Source organism: Micromonospora sp. CA-259024, assembly GCF_050936255.1.
In the GTDB taxonomy this organism is placed as follows: Bacteria; Actinomycetota; Actinomycetes; order Mycobacteriales; family Micromonosporaceae; genus Micromonospora.
The window spans coordinates 2,498,695-2,519,040 of the sequence record NZ_JBNJND010000002.1; the positions used below are offsets into that span (position 1 = coordinate 2,498,695).

General features: G+C 71.3%; 18 protein-coding genes and 1 pseudogene. 13 read left to right on the plus strand and 6 right to left on the minus strand.

Going from position 1 to position 20,346, the window contains the following annotated elements; all coding sequences use genetic code 11:
• Positions 1 to 82: 82 nt before the first annotated feature.
• Together galK and galE are read right to left on the minus strand one after the other, a co-directional pair.
• The gene (galK, locus tag ACQEUX_RS31230; protein WP_433056147.1) at positions 83 to 1,252 is read right to left on the minus strand and encodes a galactokinase; all 1,170 of its coding nucleotides are present in this window, start codon (positions 1,250 to 1,252) and stop codon (positions 83 to 85) included.
• 232 nt (positions 1,253 to 1,484) lie between these two features.
• Positions 1,485 to 2,468: a UDP-glucose 4-epimerase GalE gene (gene galE / locus ACQEUX_RS31235; protein WP_433056150.1), complete on the minus strand. Its 984-nt coding sequence runs from the start codon at positions 2,466 to 2,468 to the stop codon at positions 1,485 to 1,487.
• Between the two features lie 195 nt (positions 2,469 to 2,663).
• Between galE and ACQEUX_RS31240 the strand changes: the two are divergent.
• The 6 genes and pseudogenes from ACQEUX_RS31240 to ACQEUX_RS31265 form a co-directional block, all read left to right on the plus strand.
• A pseudogene (locus tag ACQEUX_RS31240) lies at positions 2,664 to 3,683 on the plus strand (hemolysin family protein); the annotation flags it as partial.
• A 186-nt stretch (positions 3,684 to 3,869) separates the two neighbouring features.
• On the plus strand, positions 3,870 to 4,895 hold the full coding sequence (gene trpS, locus ACQEUX_RS31245; protein ID WP_433056152.1) for a tryptophan--tRNA ligase: 1,026 nt from the start codon (positions 3,870 to 3,872) through the stop codon (positions 4,893 to 4,895).
• A 25-nt stretch (positions 4,896 to 4,920) separates the two neighbouring features.
• Positions 4,921 to 5,490, plus strand: coding sequence for a 2'-5' RNA ligase family protein (locus ACQEUX_RS31250; protein ID WP_433056154.1), 570 nt, complete (start codon positions 4,921 to 4,923; stop codon positions 5,488 to 5,490).
• 79 nt (positions 5,491 to 5,569) lie between these two features.
• On the plus strand, positions 5,570 to 6,493 hold the full coding sequence (locus tag ACQEUX_RS31255) for a YihY/virulence factor BrkB family protein (RefSeq protein ID WP_433056156.1): 924 nt from the start codon (positions 5,570 to 5,572) through the stop codon (positions 6,491 to 6,493).
• Positions 6,493 to 6,879 carry a GntR family transcriptional regulator gene (locus ACQEUX_RS31260; RefSeq protein ID WP_433056158.1) on the plus strand — a complete coding sequence of 129 codons (387 nt, stop codon included), beginning with the start codon at positions 6,493 to 6,495 and terminating at the stop codon, positions 6,877 to 6,879. The genes ACQEUX_RS31255 and ACQEUX_RS31260 overlap by 1 nt, the downstream gene beginning before the upstream one ends.
• Positions 6,880 to 6,960: 81 nt before the next feature.
• Positions 6,961 to 7,398, plus strand: a complete 438-nt coding sequence (locus tag ACQEUX_RS31265) for a hypothetical protein (RefSeq protein ID WP_433056160.1) — start codon at positions 6,961 to 6,963, stop codon at positions 7,396 to 7,398.
• A gap of 47 nt (positions 7,399 to 7,445) precedes the next feature.
• Here the strand turns inward: ACQEUX_RS31265 and ACQEUX_RS31270 are convergent, their stop codons facing one another.
• From ACQEUX_RS31270 to ACQEUX_RS31280, 3 genes are all read right to left on the minus strand, one after another.
• Positions 7,446 to 7,805, minus strand: coding sequence for a VOC family protein (locus ACQEUX_RS31270; RefSeq protein WP_433056162.1), 360 nt, complete (start codon positions 7,803 to 7,805; stop codon positions 7,446 to 7,448).
• A 194-nt stretch (positions 7,806 to 7,999) separates the two neighbouring features.
• Positions 8,000 to 9,637, minus strand: a complete 1,638-nt coding sequence (locus tag ACQEUX_RS31275; RefSeq protein ID WP_433056164.1) for a glycoside hydrolase family 13 protein — start codon at positions 9,635 to 9,637, stop codon at positions 8,000 to 8,002.
• Positions 9,638 to 9,710: 73 nt separating this feature from the next.
• Positions 9,711 to 10,757 (minus strand): LacI family DNA-binding transcriptional regulator, encoded by a 1,047-nt coding sequence (locus ACQEUX_RS31280; protein ID WP_433056166.1) that lies wholly within the window; start codon positions 10,755 to 10,757, stop codon positions 9,711 to 9,713.
• A gap of 199 nt (positions 10,758 to 10,956) precedes the next feature.
• Here ACQEUX_RS31280 and ACQEUX_RS31285 point away from each other — a divergent pair, with 199 nt between their 5' ends.
• From ACQEUX_RS31285 to ACQEUX_RS31300, 4 genes are read left to right on the plus strand one after another with little or no spacing between them, the layout of a single operon-like run.
• Positions 10,957 to 12,204 (plus strand): sugar ABC transporter substrate-binding protein, encoded by a 1,248-nt coding sequence (locus ACQEUX_RS31285; protein ID WP_433056168.1) that lies wholly within the window; start codon positions 10,957 to 10,959, stop codon positions 12,202 to 12,204.
• Complete coding sequence (locus tag ACQEUX_RS31290; RefSeq protein WP_433056170.1) at positions 12,204 to 13,841, plus strand: ABC transporter permease subunit; 1,638 nt, start codon at positions 12,204 to 12,206, stop codon at positions 13,839 to 13,841. The genes ACQEUX_RS31285 and ACQEUX_RS31290 overlap by 1 nt, the downstream gene beginning before the upstream one ends.
• Positions 13,838 to 14,725, plus strand: a complete 888-nt coding sequence (locus ACQEUX_RS31295; RefSeq protein ID WP_433056172.1) for a sugar ABC transporter permease — start codon at positions 13,838 to 13,840, stop codon at positions 14,723 to 14,725. The genes ACQEUX_RS31290 and ACQEUX_RS31295 overlap by 4 nt, the downstream gene beginning before the upstream one ends.
• Positions 14,726 to 14,763: 38 nt before the next feature.
• A complete protein-coding gene (locus ACQEUX_RS31300) occupies positions 14,764 to 16,569 on the plus strand; it encodes an alpha-amylase family glycosyl hydrolase (RefSeq protein ID WP_433056174.1) in 1,806 nt (601 codons plus the stop codon).
• 49 nt (positions 16,570 to 16,618) lie between these two features.
• On the opposite strand, the gene ACQEUX_RS31305 is transcribed toward ACQEUX_RS31300, so the two are convergent.
• Entirely contained in the window at positions 16,619 to 17,224 is a 606-nt protein-coding gene (locus tag ACQEUX_RS31305) for a TetR/AcrR family transcriptional regulator (protein WP_433056176.1), read from the minus strand.
• Between the two features lie 96 nt (positions 17,225 to 17,320).
• On the opposite strand from ACQEUX_RS31305, the gene ACQEUX_RS31310 reads away from it, so the two are divergent.
• The 3 genes from ACQEUX_RS31310 (at position 17,321) to ACQEUX_RS31320 (ending at position 20,116) form a co-directional block, all read left to right on the plus strand.
• Complete coding sequence (locus tag ACQEUX_RS31310; protein WP_433056178.1) at positions 17,321 to 18,328, plus strand: hypothetical protein; 1,008 nt, start codon at positions 17,321 to 17,323, stop codon at positions 18,326 to 18,328.
• Between the two features lie 102 nt (positions 18,329 to 18,430).
• Positions 18,431 to 18,772: a hypothetical protein gene (locus ACQEUX_RS31315; RefSeq protein WP_433056180.1), complete on the plus strand. Its 342-nt coding sequence runs from the start codon at positions 18,431 to 18,433 to the stop codon at positions 18,770 to 18,772.
• Positions 18,773 to 19,048: 276 nt separating this feature from the next.
• Positions 19,049 to 20,116 carry a BMP family lipoprotein gene (locus ACQEUX_RS31320; protein WP_433057271.1) on the plus strand — a complete coding sequence of 356 codons (1,068 nt, stop codon included), beginning with the start codon at positions 19,049 to 19,051 and terminating at the stop codon, positions 20,114 to 20,116.
• Positions 20,117 to 20,346 lie beyond the last annotated feature (230 nt).

Here is a 20,346-nt window from a genome sequence, read left to right on the forward strand (position 1 = left end):
CTCGACCGGTGATCAAGAGGTTTGCGTCAGTCCGAGCCTGGATTCTGACGCAAACCTCTTGATCAACCCGGTGGGGGTGGGGTCAGTTCAGGCGGGTGGCGCCGGGGGCTGGGAGGACTGTCACGGTGCCGGGGGCGGCGAAGTCGTGCTCGGCGTACGCGGCCGCGACGGCGGCGGCGACCGCGTCGGCGCGGTCGGCCTCGACCAGGGCGAGGACGCAGCCGCCGAAGCCGCCGCCGGTCATCCGGGCACCCAGCGCACCGGCCGCCAACGCCGCCTCGACCGCGGTGTCGATCTCCGGCACGGTGATCTCGAAGTCGTCGCGCATCGAGACGTGCGAGGCGGTGAGCAGGGGGCCGATGTCGCGGACCCGGGTGGCGCGCAGCAGCGCCACCGTGTCCAGTACGCGCTGGTCCTCGGTGACCACGTGCCGGACCCGTCGCCGGGTCTCCTCGTCGTCGAGCCGGGCCAGTGCGGCGTCGAGCTGGTCGACGCCCACGTCGCGCAGGGCGACGACGCCCAGCGCCTCCGCGGCCGCCTCACAGGATCGACGGCGGGCAGCGTACTCACCGTCGGCGTGCCGGTGCGGCGCCCGGCTGTCGATGACCAGCACAGCCAGCCCTGCGGCGTCCAGGTCGAACGGGATCTGCTCGACCGACTCGTCGCGGCAGTCCAGGAAGAGGGCGTGGCCGGCGCGGCAGCGGATCACCGCGGACTGGTCCATGATCCCGGTCGGCGCGCCCACGTAGACGTTCTCCGCTCGCTGCGCCAGCCCAGGCTGCCGCTCGGCGGGCAGCTCCAGACCACCGAGGTCGAGCAGGGCGGCCAGCACGGCTGCCTCCAGCGCGGCGGAGGAGGAGAGCCCGGAGCCCAGCGGCACATCGGAGGCGATCGCCAGCCGGGCGCCCGGCACCGGATGGCCGGCCTCACGTAACGCCCAGACCACCCCGGCGACGTACGCGCCCCAGCCGGTGACCCGACCCGGCTCGGCGACGTCGTCCGCGCCGAAGGTGATCGTCTCGCCGGATAGCTCGGACCAGACCGTCCAGTGCTCCCCGTCCTGCCGGTCGGCCGCGACGACGGTGCGCAGCGGCAGCGCGAAGGGCAGCACGAACCCGTCGTTGTAGTCGGTGTGCTCGCCGATCAGGTTGACCCGGCCGGGAGCCGCCCAGCGGCCGGCGGCCTGGCCGCCGAACTGCGCGCTGAAGCCAGCGGCGGCCCGCTCGGCGACGTCACCGGTGGGGTGGGTCACGGTGTCTCCTCCGTTCGCGACTGCGGGGCTCGCAAACCCGGCTCACTCCCCGCGCTCACCGTGCCGCATCCGTTCGCGACTGCGGGGCTCGCAAACCCGGCTCACTCCTCGCGCTCACCGTGCCGCATCCGTTCGCGACTGCGGGGCTCGCAAGCCCGGCTCACTCCTCGCGCTCACCGTGCCGCATCCGTTCGCGACTGCGGGGCTCGCAAGCCCGGCTCACTCCTCGCGCTCACCCTTGCTCCAGGATGTGCGTGCGGTAGAAGGCCCAGGCGTCGCCGACCATGTCGTGCAGGGTCGGCTTCTGCGGCACCCAGCCCAGCTCGTCGCGGGCCAGCGCGGACGAGGCGACCAACTCGGCCGGGTCGCCGTCACGGCGCGGAGCCACCTCGACCGGCAGCTGGTGCCCGGTGACCTCGCGGACCACGTCGACGACCTGGCGGTTGGTGAAGCCGTTGCCGTTGCCCAGGTTGTAGATCCGGTGCTGGCCGCTGGTCGCCACGTCCAGTGCCAGCAGGTGCGCCCGAGCCAGATCGGCGACGTGGATGTAGTCGCGGACGCAGGTGCCGTCCACGGTGGGGTAGTCGTCGCCGAAGAGCTGGAGCTTCTCCCGTCGGCCGGCGGCAACCTCCAGCGCGATCGGGATCAGGTGCGTCTCCGGGTCGTGCCGTTCGCCGAGTGCGACGTCGCCGTCGAGGTGGGCGCCCGCCACGTTGAAGTAGCGCAGCGACACGGCGGCCAGCCCGTGCGCGATCGCCTCGGAGGTGAGCGCCATGTCGACGGCGAGCTTGGTCGCGCCGTACGTGTTGGTGGGCGCCTTGACCGCGGTCTCCGTGATGGGCAGTTCGGTGGGGTTGCCGTAGACGGCGGCGGTGGAGGAGAAGACCATTCGGGGCACCCCGGCGGCCCGGACCGCGTCGATCAGGGCGAGCGTGCCGATGGTGTTGTTCTGCCAGTACAGCTCCGGCTTGACCATCGACTCGCCGGCGGCGATCAGGGCGGCGAAGTGCAGCACCGCGTCGAAGCCGGCGTCCGGGGTGATGATGCGGGCGGCGTCGTGGATGGACGCCTCGACGTGGGTCGCGTCCGGGGCGAGCGCCTCGCGGTGGCCGGTGCGCAGGTCGTCCAGGACGACCACCTGGTGCCCCGCGTCGAGCAGCATCCGGGTCACTACGCTGCCGATGAACCCGGCGCCCCCGGTGACGAGCAGTTTCACGTCGTTGCCTCCTGCCTGGCCCGCCCGGGACGTGGCCCTTCGGTGATCACCCTAAGGCGGCGGTCGGCACCCGCGCCGACGCCACCGTCATCCCCATTCCATCATAATCTTTCACGATTAAACAGAGCCGAACATGCAGGGTCCGCTCCGTGTGATCCCCGGTGCGGTGGGCGTGGGGTGTCTACCATCTCTGTCATGCGGGAAGCGGCCCGTAGTGGGCTCCGGCGACGCGTGCGGGTGCGACCCCGCCGCGACCCCGGCCCGCTCGCCCGGGCCGTTGCCCGGGTGCTGGTCCGCGCCGCAGATGGTGCCACCCGACTCGTCACCGATCTGCTCGGGACCGGCCCGGCAGCCGGTCGGGAGCGCATCTCCGAGGCCGACCTGCGGGACCTGGTCGCGGCGAACACGGTGCTCGACCCGGATGAACGGCGGATCATCGACGAGGTCCTGGTGGCCGGCGCCAGCCTGATCCGCGAGGTGATGATGCCGCGTACCGAGGTGGTCTTCCTCCCGGCACGGCTGACCATCGCTGAGGCCGCCCGGCTGGTCCGCGCCGAAACGCACACCCGCTACCCGGTCACCGACGGCACCCACGACGACGTCGTCGGTTTCGTGCACCTACGCGACGTGCTGCTGCGCCCGGACGCCGACCCGTGCGTCACCGTCGGCGAGCTGGCCCGGGAGGTGAAGCGTCTCCCGGGCAGCAAACGGGTGCTCCCCGCGCTCACCGAGATGCGCCGGGAGGGCCAGCACCTGGCGGTGGTGGTCGACGAGTACGGCGGCACCGCCGGGATCGTCACCCTGGAGGACCTGATCGAGGAGTTGGTCGGCGAGATCCACGACGAGTACGACGCCACTCCGGACCCGGTGCACGCCGGCCTACCCGCCGTGGTGGACGGCCGCCTCAACCTGGCTGACTTCGCCGAACGGACCGGGTTGGCACTACCCGCCGGGCCGTACGAGACGGTCGGCGGGTTCGTGATGGCCGCGCTGGGCCGGCTCCCGGTTGCTGGTGACGAGGTGCCGGTGCCCGGTGAACCGGCCGACGTCGGTGCGCCCGAGACGGGTGACCTGCCGGGCGGCGGCTGGCTGTTGCGGGTGCTGGCATTGGACGGCCGCCGGGTGGCCCGGCTCGCGGTCTCCGCCGTGCGGGCGCCCGAGCAGCGGCACGAGCCCAACGCCGAGCAGCGGCACGAACCCAACGCCGTGCCGGCCCGGGAGATCGGCGCCGGTCCGGCGCGGGAGGCCGTGGCCGGGCCGCACCATCGGGTCGCGGCCGGGCCGACGCGCCGGGTCGGCGCCGGCGAACCACGCGAGGTCAGCACCCCGACACCGGCAGGCCGCAGCCGACCCGCCGGCCCGTCATGACGGACCCGGTTGCTTGCTGACAGAATTATCGCCATGTCCGACGTTCCCGCCCGCCCCCGCGTCTTCTCCGGCATCCAGCCGACGGCCGACTCGTTCCACCTCGGCAACTATCTGGGCGCGGTGCGGCACTGGGTGGCACTGCAGGACACCCACGACGCGTTCTACTGCGTGGTGGACCTGCACGCCATCACCGCTGGGCACGACCCGGCGCTGCTGCGCCAGCGGACCCGGGTGGCCGCCGCCCAGCTCTTCGCGGTCGGGCTCGACCCGGAACGCAGCACCCTGTTCGTGCAGTCGCAGGTGCCCGAGCACCCGCAGTTGGCCTGGGTGCTGGGCTGCATCACCGGCTTCGGCGAGGCCAGCCGGATGACCCAGTTCAAGGACAAGTCGCAGAAGCAGGGCAACGAGCGAGCCAGCGTCGGGCTGTTCACCTACCCCATCCTGCAGGCCGCCGACATCCTGCTCTACCAGGCCAACGCGGTGCCGGTCGGTGAGGACCAGCGCCAGCACCTGGAGCTCTCCCGGGATCTGGCCCAGCGGTTCAACTCGCTGTTCGGCCCGACGTTCACGGTGCCCGCGCCGCACATCGTCAAGGACACCGCGAAGATCACCGACCTGCAGGACCCGACCGCGAAGATGTCCAAGTCGTCGTCCTCGCCAGCCGGCATCATCGACCTGCTGGAAGATCCGGCCCGGTCCGCGAAGAAGATCCGGTCGGCGGTGACCGACACCGGTCGGGAGATCGTCTTCGACGCTGAGACCAAGCCGGGTGTGTCCAACCTGCTGACCATCCACTCGGCGCTCAGTGGTCGCGGCATCGACGAGCTGGTGGCCGCGTACGCGGGCCGCGGCTACGGCGACCTGAAGAAGGAGCTGGGCGAGGTCGTGGCGGACTTCGTCCGCCCGATCCAGGAGCGCACCCGCACCTACCTCGACGATCCGGCGCAGCTGGACAAGCTGCTCGCCGCGGGCGCGGAGAAGGCCCGCGCGGTCGCCGCGGCGACCCTGCGGTCCGCGTACGAGCGGGTCGGGTTCTTCCCGCCGGTGCGCGGCGAGTAGCGCCGCGGGGCAGGGGGACGGGTCGGTGGCCGGAGGGGCGGCGCGAAGCGTGGATCGCAGTGGCGGGGTGCCGCCGACCGGCGACACGATCCAGATCGGCATCGCGGTGGACATCCCCGAGCCGTGGGGCGCCCAGCTCACCCGGCGGCGGGTCGAGGCCGGTGACCCGCTCGCGGTGCCGGCGCACGTGACGTTGCTCGGGCCCACCGAGATCCGGACGGCCAACCTGCCCGCCGTCGAGCGGCACCTGGCCGCCGTCGCCGCCGCGCACCTGCCGTTCGCTCTGCACCTGCGGGGCACCGGCACGTTCCGCCCGGTCACCCAGGTGGTGTTCGTCGCGGTGGCCGCCGGGATCAGCGAGTGCGAGCTGCTGGCCGCAGCCATCACCGCGATGCCGGGCCTGCACCGCGAGGCTCGCTTTCCGTACCATCCGCACGTCACCGTGGCACAGGACGTGGCACCCGAGGCCCTGGACAAGGTGTACGAGGATCTGGCCGACTTCTCTGCGATGTTCGAGGTCGGCGCGTTCACCCTCTTCTCGCACAGCGGGCAGGCCCGGTGGCAGCCTCGTCGGGACTTCCGCCTCGGCGACTGAGCCGCTGGCGACGCGCCCGCCGGCGAGCATCGGAAGCCGGTTGCCACCACAGCGGTGGGATATCGGCGAGGATGATCGCGTGAACGTGATCGGCCGGATCGAAGCGGGCATCGACCGCTGGGTGAGCGCCGCGCGCCACCGGTCAGGGCTCTTCGATCACGTGTGGCGGGCCGGCGCCCTGTACGCCGAGGTGCTGGCCGGGCGGCTGGCCGCGGCGATCGCCTATTACGGCTTCTTCGCCGTGTTCGCCCTCGCCCTGGTCGCGTACTCCATCTTCGGCGCGATCCTCGAGGACAACGACGAGGTCAGCGCGGCGGCAGCCGAATTCCTCAAGGAGAACCTGCCGTTCCTGGACGCGCAGCAGATCGCCAACTCCAGTAACACCGTTGGTGTGGTCGGCCTGGTCATCCTGGTCTTCACCGGGAGCGGGTGGGTGGAAGCCATCCGCTCCTCGCAGCGGTTGATGTACGCGCTCAACCAGCAGCCGGGCAACCTGGTGGTGCGCCGGCTGGTCGACCTGGGCGTGATGATCGGTGTCTTCGTGCTGCTCGGCGTCTCGGTCGCGGCAGTGGACGCGTTGGAGTCGCTGCTGCGTTTCCTGCTGCGTAGCACCGGGTCGGTCGGTCTGACCACGATCAGCGCGGTGCTCAGCGTGCTGGTCAACGCGGTGCTCGCCACCGCGTTGCTGCTCGCGGTGCCCCGGCTGCGGATGACCCGGTCCCGGCTGCGTCCGGTGGTGCTGCTGGTGGCGGTCGGCATCACACTGTTGAACACGGTCGGGCGGTACTACGTGGTGCGTACCGAGCGCAATCCCGCGTACACCGTGGTGGCCGGCGCCGTCGGTCTGCTGCTCTACCTCTACCTGCTCAACCAGTTGGTGCTGTTCGGCGCGGCGCTTCTCGCGACCAGCACGAACGGGCGGGTGGTGGACCTGGCGGAGCCCACCCCGCCGGCGGCTGTCGACGAGGGCAGCGATCCCGGTACGCCGGGCGGTGCGGGCTGATGACGGAAGGTGTGCAGGTGCTGATCTCGGTCGACCCGGACTCGTCGGTGCCCCCGTACGAGCAGGTGCGCGGGCAGCTCGCCGAGCTGATCGGCGACGGCCGCCTGCCCGTCGGCAGCCGGCTGCCCACCGTTCGGCAGCTCGCTGCGGACCTGCGGCTGGCCGCCAATACGGTGGCCCGGGCATACCGGGAGTTGGAGGGTGCCGGGTTGCTGGAGACCCGGGGGCGCAACGGCACCTTCGTCGCCCCCGGTCGGGACGACGCCGTCGACCGGCTGCACCAGGCGGCGGCCGGTTACGCGGCCGAGGCGGCTCGGCTCGGCGTACCGCAGGCCACCGCGCTCGCCCTGGTCCGCGCCGCACTGGACGCCGTCCGCCCCGGCTGACCGGCGGCGGATCGGCCGCCGGACGGGCGGTACTGCGCTGAACCGCGTCCGGCGCTCGCGTTCGCGGCCCATGATGAGCCGGTGGGCGCACTCATGACACTGGACCTGCCGGCTGACTCGCCGCTCCTCGGCCTGCCGTGGATCATCACCTTCGGTCCGCTCGGTGACCTCGACGAGTGGGAGCCGGTGGTCTGCGGGCCGTACGAGCGGCCGCACGCGTTGGCACTGGCCGAGGCGGTGGTGGCCGACGAGCAGCTGATGGCCGTGGTGGAGCCACTGCTGCCGGCGCTGTCCGCCGACGAGATCCGCAGCGAGATCGCCGCCGCGCAGGTCGCCGCCGAGGACGAGGCCCGGCAGGTCGAGAGCGCCGATCTGTACGGCGACTTCGAGGACGTGATCGACGAGGAGTTGGACGCCGCCGCGGACGAGGCGGGTCACGGTGAGCCCGTCGAGCCCCCGGACGAGGCCGAGGTGCGCGCGGGCTTCACCCGGATCGCGGCGCTGCTCACCGCGAAGTGAGCGGCCTTCGGGCGGGGGACACCGCGCGCCCACCGGTGCGGACTTGGTCAGCGGGTCGGTGCGCTGTCCAGCACGCAGAACTCGTTTCCCTCGGGATCGGCGAGCACCGTGAACTGCTCGGTCCCGCTCTGCCCGACGTCCACGTGCCGCGCGCCGAGCCCGATCAGCCGCCGTACCTCGGCCTGTGGGTCACCGTCGGCGACCAGGTCGAGGTGCAGCCGGTTCTTGCTCCGCTTGGTCGTGCCGGAGCCCTGCAACCAGACGGTGGGCGCCGTTGCGGAAGGCTGGCCCGGGGGCCAGAGCTTGGCGCTGCCGTCGTCGCCCTGCTCGGTCTCGTAGCCGAGGGCCGCCGACCAGAACGCGGCCATGAGGTTCACGTTTTCGACGTCGATCGTGCACTGTGCCATCCGTACCACCATGAGGCCTGCGGTACCCACGGCGGCCACGGAGCACACCTCGGCGCAGACGGACACCGGCGCCGCGCGGAGCGGGCCCCGCGTGGCGCCGGCGCCACCTCACCCCCCACCACAAGGGGCCGGTAGCCCAGTCGCCCGTCGGCGCGGAGCACAACGGACGACCAGGTCGAGAACGGGTTACCCGCTCAGCGCCGTTCCAACCAGGCGGCCGCGTCAACGGGCAGCAGGTGGCCCGAGCCCTGCCCGGTGAGCGTGTCGCTGGCGACGACCGGCTGGCCGTACCCGTTGATCAGGACCGGCGCACCGCTGAGGTTGACCACGCAGGTCAGCACGGTTTCGCCGGCGGTGCGGGAGAAAGCCAGCACGCCCGGTCCAGCCTCCAGCCAGGTGACCCCGTCGGCGTCACCGGCCAGCGCCGGGTGCTCGTGGCGGATCCGCAGCGCGGCCCGGTACAACTCCAGCGTCGAGCCGCGCACGCCGGTCTGCGCGGTGACGGACAGGGCCCGCCAGGTCGCCGGGGCGGGCAGCCAGCTCACCTCGCTGCCGGTCGGCCCGAAGCCGTACGGGGCCACCTCGCCGCTCCACGGGATGGGCACCCGGCAGCCGTCGCGGCTCTCGCCGGTCCGCAGGAACGCGGGGTCCTGGCGCAGCTCGTCGGGGAGGTCGAGGACCTCGGGCAGGCCCAGCTCCTCACCCTGGTAGAGGTAGGCACAGCCGGGCAGGGCGAGCATCAGCAGGCTCGCGGCGCGGGCCCGGCGCAGCCCCTCAGCGCCGTCGCCGTAGCGGGTGACGTGCCGCTGCTTGTCGTGGTTGGACAGCACCCAGGTGGTGGGGGCGCCGACCACGGCCGCCTCGGCCAAGGCCGTGTCGATCACCTTGCGGAACGAGTCAGCGGACCAGGTGGCGTCGAGGAAGTCGAAGCTGAACGCCTGGTGCAGCTCGTCCGGGCCGATGTAGCGGGCCAGGCGTTGCGGGGTCTCGGCCCACGCCTCGGCGACCGCCATCCGGCCGCCCGGGTAGCTGTCCAGGATGGGCCGCCAGGCGCGGTAGATCTCGTGCACCTCGTCCTGGTCGAAGTAGGGCAGCCGGCCCTTGCCGAGCAGTTCGACCTGGCGCTGGCCGGTGGTCATCGTGTTGAAGCCGACGTCCGGCAATCCCTCGGCCTTGATCATGCCGTGCGCCACGTCGACGCGGAATCCGTCCACGCCCCGGTCCAGCCAGAACCGCAGCACATCCTCGAACTCGGCGCGGACCTCGGGGTGCCGCCAGTTCAGGTCCGGCTGGGCCGGGTCGAACAGGTGCAGGTACCACTGGCCGTCGGCGATCCGCGTCCAGGCGGGGCCGCCGAAGATGCTCTCCCAGTCGTTCGGGGGCAGCTCGCCGTGCACGCCCCGGCCGTCGGCGAAGAGGTAGCGTGCCCGCTCCGGCGAGCCGGGGCAGGCGGCGAGGGCGGCGGTGAACCAGCGGTGTGCGCTGGAGGTGTGGTTGGGGACCAGGTCGACGATGATCCGCAGGCCGAGGGCGTGCGCGTCGGTGATCATCGCGTCGAAGTCGGCGAGGGTGCCGAACATCGGGTCGACGTCCCGGTAGTCGGCGACGTCGTAACCGCCGTCGACCATCGGGGAGGCGTAGAAGGGGGTCAGCCAGAGCGCGTCCACCCCGAGGTCGTGCAGGTACGGCAGGCGCTGCCGGATGCCCTGGAGGTCACCGGTGCCGTCGCCGTCGCTGTCGGCGAAGCTGCGGACGTAGACCTGGTAGACGACTGCGGAGCGCCACCAGTCGTCGTCGGTGCTGCGGGGCGGGGTGGCGGTGCTGGCGGTCATCGGTGGCGGTCCCCGTTTTCCTTGCGCTTGGGCTCGGTTGTCAGAGCAATATGCCGGCCCGCCGTTGCAAGAGTCAAGCAGATCTTGCGTAAGAGAGTCGGGCGGTGCTCGGAACGACCGCGGTGGAGCCGCGCACCACCAGTTCCGGGCGGAACAGGTACTCCGAGTGCGGGGCGCCGTGCCCGTTGATCTCGTCCACCAGGGCCCGGACGGCGGCCACCGCCATTGCGATGACCGGCTGCCGCATGGTGGTCAGCGGCGGGTCGGTGAAGGCCATCAGCGGTGAGTCGTCGTAGCCGACCACGGAGAGGTCGTCGGGCACCGCGAGGCCGCGTTGGCGGGCCGCCCGGACCGCGCCGAGCGCCATCAGGTCGGAGCCGCAGACCACCCCGGTGACGCCGCGGTCCAGCAGCCGACCGGCGGCTGCCTCACCACCCTCCACACCGAACAACGACAGCTCGGCCAGTGGTCCCAGATCGGCTTCGGCGACGCCGGCCAGTCGGGTCATCGCCGAGCGCCAGCCGGCCACCTTGCGCTGCACCGGGACGAACCGGTCCGGGCCCGTGATCAGCCCGATCCGTCGGTGCCCGAGCGCCACCAGATGGGCGACGGCCAGCTCGGCCGCCTCCCGGTCGTCGCAGGAGACGAAGGGTGCGCCGATGTTGGGCACGTACCCGTTGATCATCACGACCGGCAGCGGCCGGGCCAGCAGCGCCCGGTAGCGGTCGTGGTTGGCGGCGGTGTCGGCGTGCAGCCCGGAGACGAAGACGATCCCGGAAACCTGCCGATCCAGCAGCATCTCCACGTACTCGTCCTCGGTCACGCCGCCAGCGGTCTGGGTGCAGAGCACCGGCGTGAATCCGCTCTGCGCCAGTGTCGACTCGATGACCTGGGCGAAGGCGGGGAAGATCGGGTTGTCCAGCTCCGGCACCACCAGGCCGACCAGGCCGGCGCTGCGCTTGCGCAGCCGGGCGGGGCGTTCGTAGCCGAGCACGTCGAGGGCGGTGAGGACGGCCTGCCGGGTCTCCGGGGCCACGCCGGGGCGGTCGTTGAGCACCCGCGACACCGTGGCCTCGCTGACTTCGGCCTGCTGGGCGATGTCGGACAGTCGAGCGCGCATGGCGGCACTTTAGCCCACCGGCAAGTTCTTGCGGGGTGCTCTGCAAGCCCTTCCATTACTTGCAACCTCTTGCTAACGTCCCCGCAACATGCGAGAGCAGCGGCGCAGCATCGATGCGCCGGATGGCAAGAACTTCCAGAGGTTCCCACTGGCGGGCCGCCCTTCCCCCGGCGGACCCGCCATGACGACAGGAGTACCGATGCGCATCCGTACCGCGGGTGTGGTCGCCCTCTTCGCGCTGGCGCTCGCCGCCTCCGGCTGTGGCGGCGACAGCGACGAGCCGGCCGCGAACTCATCCCCCAAGGCGGCCGGTGGCAAGCTCGTGATCTGGGCGGACGACAAGCGCACCGCCGCCCTCAAGCCGTTCGCCGACAAGTTCGGCCAGGAGAACGGGGTCACCGTCGAGGTCCAGGCCGTCAGCAAGGACCTGCAGACCAACTTCGTCAGCGCCTCCCAGCAGGGCAGCGGCCCGGACGTGGTGGTCGGCGCGCACGACTGGATCGGCAACCTGGTGCAGAACGGCGCCATCGACCCCGTGCAGCTCGCCGCCGAGCAGAAGAGCGCGTTCAACGAGACCGCCATCAAGGCGGTCACGTTCAACGGCCAGCTCTACGGTGTGCCGTACGCGCAGGAGAACCTGGCGCTGATCCGCAACACCGAGCTGGCGCCCAACGCCCCGACGACCGTCGAGGACCTGGTCGCCACCGGGAAGAAGCTCAAGGCGGCCAAGAAGACCACCGAGACGCTCTGCCTCCAGGTCGGCCAGAACGGCGACGCGTACCACGTCTACCCGCTGTACACCTCGGCCGGCGGCTACCTCTTCGGCACCGGCGCGAACGGCGACTACGACCCGAAGGACCTGGGCGTGGGCAAGCCCGAGTCGATCGAGGCCTTCAAGAAGATCGGCGCGTTGGGCGAGAAGGGCGAGGGCGTGCTCAAGCGCTCCATCTCGGACACCAACTCGATCGCCACCTTCACCGGCAAGAAGTGCGCGTACCTGGTCTCCGGGCCGTGGGCGGTGGCCGACGTGAAGAAGGCCAACATCAAGTACGACATCTCCGCCATCCCCGGCTTCGCCGGTGGCAAGGAGGCCCAGCCGTTCGTGGGTGTGCAGGCGTTCTACGTCGCCGCCAAGGCCAAGAACAAGGCGTTGGCCCAGGAGTTCGTGGCCAACTACACCACGACCCCCGAGTTGGCCGTCGCGCTCTACAACGCCGAGTCCCGGCCGCCGGCGCTGACCGCCGCCCTCGACCAGGTCAAGGGCAGTGACCCTGACCTGGCCAAGTTCCAGGAGGCCGGCAAGAACGGGCAGGTGCTCCCGGCCATCCCGGCGATGGCCGCGATCTGGGACCCGTTCGGCAAGGCCGAGGCCGCCGTCGTCGGTGGGGCCGACCCGACCAGCACCATCACCGCGGCGGGCAAGACCATCGCCAGCCAGATCAAGTAATGAGTACGCCGCTGTCCGGCCCGGGGTCCGCCACGCGGACTCCGGGCCGGGAGCCCGCCGGCTCCCCACCCCCGCGCTCCCGTGCCAGCCGGGATCACGCCCCGATCACCGTGACCGGCCTCGCCGGCAAGGTGCTCCTGCTCGGCCTGACCGCCGGTCTGGCGGTCTGGGCGGCCTTCCCGCTCATCGCCGCCGAGATGTGGGCCGGCCTGGCCATGCTGGCGGCGTCCACCGCCGGGCTGTTCTACCTGTATCTCACCCGCCGGCACATCCCGGCCAAGTACCTGGTCCCGGGCACCCTGTTCCTGATCGCCTTCCAGGTCTTCCCGGTGCTCTACACCGCGAGCACCGCCTTCACCAACTTCGGGGACGGGCACCGGGGCAGCAAGGACGACGCCATCGTCGCGATCCAGTCCTCGTCCGTCACCCAGGTGCCCGGCTCCGCCGAGTACGCCCTGTCGATCGCCACCACCGGCGACCCGGCCACCGGCCCGCTGGTCTTCCTGGTCACCGACCCGGGCACCGGCACGGTCTCCGTCGGCGACACCGGGGGCCTGCGGCAACTCGACGCCGCCGACGTCACGGTCGCCACGGGCGGCAAGGTCACCGCCGCCGACGGCTACACCGTGCTGAACTTCGGCCAGGCCAGCGCCCGCAGCAAGGAGATCACCGACCTGGTGGTCCCCACCGCCGGTGGCGCGCTGCGCTCCAGTGGCCTGTCCCGCGCGTACGAGGGCAAGGCGGTGCGGGCGTACGACGCTGCCTGCGACTGCGTCCGGGACACCGAGACCGGGCAGACCTGGGCCGCCGACGCCGAGGTGGGCGCCTTCGTCGCCGCCGACGGCGAGCGTCTCGCCCAGGGCTGGAAGGTCAACGTCGGGCTGAACAACTTCACCCGGGTGCTCACCGACGAGAACATCTCCGGCCCGTTCCTCGGCACCCTGATCTGGAACTTCGCCTTCGCCATCGGCTCCACCGGCGGGACGTTCCTGCTCGGCATGCTGATCGCGCTCGTGCTGCACTCGCCCCGGATGCGCGGCACCAACGTCTACCGGGTGTTGCTGGTCCTGCCGTACGCCATGCCGTCGTTCGCGATGCTGCTGGCCTGGCGGGACATGTTCAACGCCGACTTCGGCCTGGTCAACAGTCTGTTCGGCCTGGATGTGGACTGGTTCGGTCAGGCGTGGACGGCGCGCTTCGCGGTCATCCTGGTGCAGCTCTGGCTCGGGTACCCGTACATGTTCCTGGTGGCCACCGGCGCGTTGCAGGCCATCCCGCGCGAGCTGACCGAGGCCACCTCGGTCGACGGGGCCTCGGCCTGGCAGTCCTTCCGCGCGGTCACCCTGCCGCTGCTGCTCGTCGCGCTCTCCCCGCTGCTGATCTCGTCGTTCGCGTTCAACTTCAACAACTTCAACGCGATCTACCTGACCACCGAGGGTGCGCCCTTCCCGGCCGACAACCCGACAAACGGCGCCACGGACCTGCTGATCACGTACACCTATCGGCTCGCCTTCGGCGGGCAGGGCGCGCAGTTCGGCTTCGCCGCCGCGATCTCGCTGTTCATCTTCGCCATCGTCGCGGTGGTCTCCGCGGTCAGCTTCCGGCGGACCCGCAAGCAGGAGGAGGTCTACGCGTGACAACGGTCAACCACAACCTGGCGGCCCGGCGACGTGGCCGCTGGTTCGCCCAGGTCGGCTGGCGGCACCTGGTCGCCGTGCTCGCCGTGCTGTTCAGCCTGTTCCCGATCGTGTTCGTGCTCTCCGCCGCGCTCAACCCGCTCGGCACGCTCTCCACCACCGATCTGGTGCCGACCGGCGGGATATCGCTCGGCAACTTCGGTGGGCTGTTCGAGCGGACCGCGTTCGGGCGGTGGTTCCTCAACTCGTTGCTGATCGCCGGGGTGGCGGCGTTCGCGTCGGTGTTCCTCTCCGCGCTCGCCGCGTACGCCTTCTCCCGGATGCGGTTCCGCGGCCGCCGGGTGGGGCTGCTGTCGCTGCTCCTGATCCAGATGTTCCCGCAGTTCCTGGCGATCGTGGCGATCTACCTGATCTTCGGCACGATCACCGACCTGTGGCCGTCGATCGGCTTCAACACCCCCTGGGGTCTGCTGCTGCTCTACCTGGGTGGCGCGCTCGGCGTGAACACCTGGCTGATGAAGGGCTTCTTCGACACCCTGCCTCGGGAGTTGGACGAGTCGGCGACCATGGACGGCGCGTCGCACGCCCAGATCTTCTTCCAGATCATGCTGCCACTGGTGGCGCCGATCCTGGCGGTGGCCGGGCTGCTGGCCTTCATCGGCACCATCAACGAGTTCCTGATGGCCAACGTGTTCCTCACCAGCACCGACTCCAAGACCCTGGCGGTCGGGATGTACGGCATGTTGCAGGGCAACGAGCGCAACAACAACTTCGGCCTCTTCGCGGCCGGCACCCTGCTCACCGCGATCCCCACCGTGCTGGTCTTCCAGTTCCTCCAGCGCTACATCGTCTCCGGGCTGACCGCCGGAGCGGTGAAGGGGTAGCCAGACCCTGACGAGTACGTCCGAGAGGAAGACCTGCCGTGCAACCCCACCACGACGGATCCCCGCTCTACGTTCCCCAACAGGAGCCCACGCTGGGGGAGATCGTCGACGTCTTCGTCCGGGTGCCGGCCGGTGCCGATGTGAGCCAGGTGCACGTACGCACCACCGGTGACGGTGAGCCCCGTTTCGGGGAAGCCACCGTGGACCGTGTCGACGGCGACGAGGTCTGGTGGCGGGCCGAGGTCGAGGTCCGCAACCCGGTGAGCAACTACCGCTTCCTGCTCTCCGGCCGCGGCGGACCCCGGTGGCTGAACGCCGCCGGACCAGCCGACCACGACGTGCCCGACCACGGCGACTTCAGGCTGGTCACCCATGCCCCGCCGCCGGCCTGGGCGCGGGACGCGCTGATCTACCAGATCTTCCCGGACCGGTTCGCCCGCTCGGCGGCGGCCGACACCCGGCCGTTGCCGGACTGGGCGATCCCGTGCGACTGGGACACCCCGGTCGTCGGGCGCGGCCCGGAGACGCCGCACCAGTTCTACGGCGGCGACCTGGACGGCATCGCCGAGCGGCTGGACCACCTGGACCGGCTCGGGGTGAACACGGTCTACCTGACCCCGATCTTCCCGGCCCGATCCAACCACCGCTACGACGCGGCCAGCTTCGACCGGGTCGATCCGCTGCTCGGCGGGGACGCCGCGCTGGCCCGACTCGCGGACGCGGTACGCGCCCGGGGTTGGCGGCTGATCGGCGACATCACCAGCAACCACACCGGCGACGCGCACGACTGGTTCACCGTCGCGTCCTCGGACGTGCACGCGCCCGAGCGGGGGCTGTACTACTTCGACGAGACCACCGGGGACTACGAGTCCTGGAACGGTGTCACGTCCCTGCCGAAGCTGAACTGGGGTAGCGCCGAGCTACGCCGCCGATTCGCGAGCGCCGACGACGCGGCGCTGCGCCGCTGGCTGCGACCGCCGTACGCGTTGGACGGGTGGCGGGTCGACGTCGCGAACATGACCGGTCGGCGGGGTGTCGACGCGTACACCCACGAGGTGGCGGCACTGCTGCGCACCGTGCTCGTGCGGGACCGGCCGGACGGGCTGCTGATGGCCGAGCACGGCCACGACCACACCGGCGACCTGGACCGCGACGGCTGGCACGGCACGATGAACTACGTCGGCTTCACCGACCCGGTCTGGTCCTGGCTGCGGCACGGCGACCAGCCGGTACCGAACTTCCTCGGCACCCCGGGCGGTGTGCCCCGGCGGGACGCCCGCACGGTGCTGGCCACCATGGACGCCTACCGGTCGCTGATCTCCTGGCGCTCGTACGCGCACTCCTGGCAACTGCTCGGCTCACACGACTCGGCCCGGATTCGGACGGTGGTCGGCGACGCGGCCCGGCAGGAGGTGGCCGCTGGCCTGCTCGCCACGATGCCCGGCACCCCGATGATTTTCGCGGGGGACGAGCTGGGCCTGACCGGCACCAACGGCGAGTCCTCGCGTACCCCGATGCCGTGGCACCGGCCGCGGAGCTGGGACGCGGGCACCTTCGCCGCGTACCGGTCGCTGCTCGCGTTGCGTCGTGCCGAGCCCGCACTACGCCACGGTGGCCTGCGCTGGCTGCATCACGATCCGGACACTCTGATCTTCCTGCGGGAATCGCCGATGGGTGCGGTGCTGGTGCTGGCCCGGCGGTCGACCGCCGAACCGGTCCGGCTCACCGGGCTCGGGGTCGGCGAGAACCTGTACGGCGGCGCGCCCGCGCTGCGGCCCGGCCCGGACGGTGCGGTGACGCTGCCCGGCGACGGCCCCACCTTCCAGGTCTGGCGGCTGGGCTGAGTTCGGGCTCGCGCTCCTGCTGGTCGGTGCGACGGTTCGCCGCCGGGGTTCAGGACGATCGCGGGGTCGCGCCGAGCAGGGCCGCCACCCCGGTCAGGTAGGTCGCGCGGTCCGGGACGCCGGTCAGCAGGCGCTGGATGAACCAGCCCGGGACCAGGCCGAACAGCGCCGCTCCGGTGGCCGCCGGGTCGGCGTCGGCGGGGAGTTCGCCGGACCGCTGGGCCCGCCGGACCAGGGCCGTGAAGTGCTCGCGGAAGCCCGTGTACGTCTCGGCGACGAAGGCGGCCAGTGCCGGGTCGCGCTGCGACTCGCCCCAGACCTGGATCGCGATGCGCAGCGCACCATCCTCGTCGAGCTGGGTCTCGATGTACGCCAGCACCCGGTCGAGCACCGCCAGCAGCGGCAGCGGCGGGTCCTGCCGGGTCAGCTCGGTGAGCACCTGACCCGCACCGCCGATCGCCTGCTCGGCGATCGCGTTGATCAGGTCGGTCTTGCTCGGGAAGTAGCGGTAGACCGCGCCCACCGAGAGATCGGCCTCGGCGATCACGTCCTGCATCGAGGTGCGGTGGAAGCCCTCCCGCAGGAAGCACCGGCGGGCGGCCTCGACGATCTGCCGGCGGCGGGCGGTGCGGTGTTCTTCGGAGACCCGTGGCACGTCGCACAGTGTAAAGCGAACATTCGTTCTTGACGCATCGACGGCTCACGGCGCACTCTTCTATCAGAGAACGAGCGTTCGTTTTAGGAGATTGCCATGTCCCCGTCGCCCACCCGCAGCCGCTCGCCGTTGCAGCTCGCCCTCCTGGTCGCCGTCCTGGCGGTGGCGGTGCAGGCGCTGCTCGTACCACTCTTCGCCGCTCCGGCGGCCAACCTCGCCCCCCGCGACCTGCCGATCGCCGTTGCCGGGCCGGCACCGGTGGCCGGGGACCTGGCCGGCCGGCTCACCGCGGCCCGGCCCGGCGCGTTCGCGGTGACCACCCTGCCGGACGCCGAAGCGGCCGACCGGGCGCTGCGCGACCGCGAGGTCTACGCGGCCTTCGTCGCCGGCCCGGACGGCGTGGCCCTGCATACCGCGCCGGCCGCCAGCCCGACGGTCGCCGCACTGCTCGCTGAAGCGGCCGGGCAGGTCTCCGCCGGCCGGCCGGTGCCGGTGGTGTCGGTGGTCCCCGCCGATCCGGACGACCCCCGGGGCGCCGGATTCGCCGCCGGCTTCCTGCCGTTCGCGATGACCAGCCTGCTGGCCGGTGCGCTGCTGACCCTCCTCGTGCGCGGGCGGACCGCCCGGCTGGCCGGGTTGGCGGCCTACGCCGTGCTCGCCGGGGTGGCGGGCGTCGTCGTGCTGCACGACTGGCTTGGCGTGATCGACGGGGGCCGGCTCGCCGAGGGGAGCGTGATCGGCCTCTTCGCGCTCGCCGCCGCGGCCACCGTCGCCGGGCTGGGTGCGGTGCTCGGCCGGCTGGGGATCGGGCTCGGCGCACTGCTGGTGTTCCTGGTCGGCAACCCGCTCTCGGCCGTCTCCGCCGCTCCCGAGCTGCTGCCGCAGCCCTGGGGCGAGATCGGGCAGTGGCTGCCGGTCGGCGCGGGCGGCACCGCGCTGCGCTCCGCCGCCTTCTTCGGTGGCGCCGATGCCGGGCAGGCGGTGGCGATCCTCGCCGGATACGCCGTGGCGGGGCTGCTCCTGGTGCTGTTCGCCCGGCGGGCCGGATCGGCGCCGGTGGCCGGCGGTCCGGCGGCCGAGCGCTCCGCGGTGGCCGCGGCCTGATCGCTCCGTCCGCAGGCCGGGTGCCTAACTCGTCGGGCCGGGGCGCGCCGCGCCGGCCGCCCCCCTACTACAAAGTGTCGTTGATAGGGGAGGATGTGTCCCGTGGAAGCACTGAGGCTGATCCTTCTCTACGTCCATCTCATCGGGTTCGCGTTGCTGCTGGGCGGTTCGATCGCCCAGTACGTCAGTGGCCGGCTGCGGATCAACGCGGCCATGCTCTGGGGCGCCGTGATCCAGTTGCTGACCGGTATCGGGCTCAGCGCGCCGCTGCGCGACGGGGACGAGCCGGCGCCGGCGAAGCTTGTTACCAAGCTCGTCATCGCGGTGCTGATCTTCGTAATGGTCTTCTTCTCCCGGAAGCGGGACGTGGTAAACCGTGGTCATTTCCTCGCGATCGTCGGTCTGACCCTGGTCAACGCGGCGGTCGCGGTCTTTTGGCGGTAACGTCCGGAGAGGGAGCCGCCCCCGAAAAACGGACGTTGCGGACGCCTCGGCGCTTGCTTACCAGCACGAAGAGTGACTTGCCCCACGCAAGGGTTACACCCGGGTAACAGGCGCTCAACAGTCGTGCACGATTGTCGGCCGGTGGGTGGGCGCGGGCGTACGCTCCCGTCCGTAACGTGGGACAGCCGGCGGCACACCGCAGGTCGGCTGATGGGCTGCCACCGCACTAGGCGCGGTGTGCAATGGGAAGGAGACGTCTTGCGCTCGGTGCGTGGGATGCGGATCGCCTCGATCTTCGCGGTGGGTGGGCTCGCGCTCACCGCCGCCGCGTGTGGCGAGGCCCCCAAGGATGACAACAACGCCGGCGGTGGCGCCAGCAAGTTCAGCGCCTGCATGGTGACCGACGTCGGCGGCATCGACGACAAGTCGTTCAACACCTCGGCCTGGAAGGGTCTGCAGGAGGCCAAGGCCGCCAACGACAACATCGACATCAAGTTCGTCGCGTCGAAGGCCGAGGCCGACTACGAGCCGAACCTGACGCAGTACGTCAACCAGAAGTGCAACTTCATCCTCGCGGTCGGTGGCCTGATGGCCAACGCCACCTCGAAGATCGCCAAGGCCAACCCGAACCAGGAGTTCGGCATCGTCGACGCGAACCCGGGTGACGCCAACGTCTACCCGATGCAGTTCGACACCGCGCAGGCCGCGTTCCAGGCTGGTTACCTGGCCGCCGGGATGAGCAAGACCGGCAAGGTGGGCACCTACGGTGGTCTGCCGATCCCGCCGGTGACCATCTTCATGGACGGCTTCGTCGACGGCGTGGCGTACTACAACACCACCAAGGGCAAGAACGTCCAGGCGCTGGGTTGGAACAAGGAGACCCAGAAGGGCTCCTTCACCAACGACTTCGCCAAGCAGGACGAGGGCAAGAAGGTCTCCGACGCGCTGGTCGCCCAGGGCGCGGACATCATCATGCCGGTCGCCGGCGGCTCCGGCCTCGGCACCACCGCCGCCGCGAAGGCCTCGGGCGGCAAGTACAGCACCATCTGGGTGGACGTCGACGGCTGCGAGAGCACCCCGGACTGCTCGGCGATCATCACCACCGTGGTCAAGAACATCCCGGAGGCCGTCAAGGAGGCCGTGCTCAAGGCCGCCGCCGGCGACAAGCTGCCGGCCAAGCCGGGCTTCGTCGGCACCCTGGCCAACACCGGCGTCTCGATCGCCCCGTACCACGACTTCGACAGCAAGGTTCCGGCCGAGCTGAAGGCCGAGGTCGACAAGATCAAGGCGGACATCGCCGCGGGCACCATCACCGTCACCTCCAAGGCTCAGCCGACCAAGTGACGACCGGCCGGCCCCTCCGGTGAGATCATCACCAGGGGGGCGGCAGGGAACAGGTACGACCGATCCGGCCGCTCTGGCCCTGCGGGTGACCCGCCGGGTCGGAGCGGCCGGTCGCGCACCACGGCGGCCGGTCCGGTCCGGTCTGACGGCAGCTACGCTGCACCATCGCTCGCACTCCAGGAGGTTGCGCTGAGACTCGAACTGCGCGGCATCACCAAACGGTTCGGTGA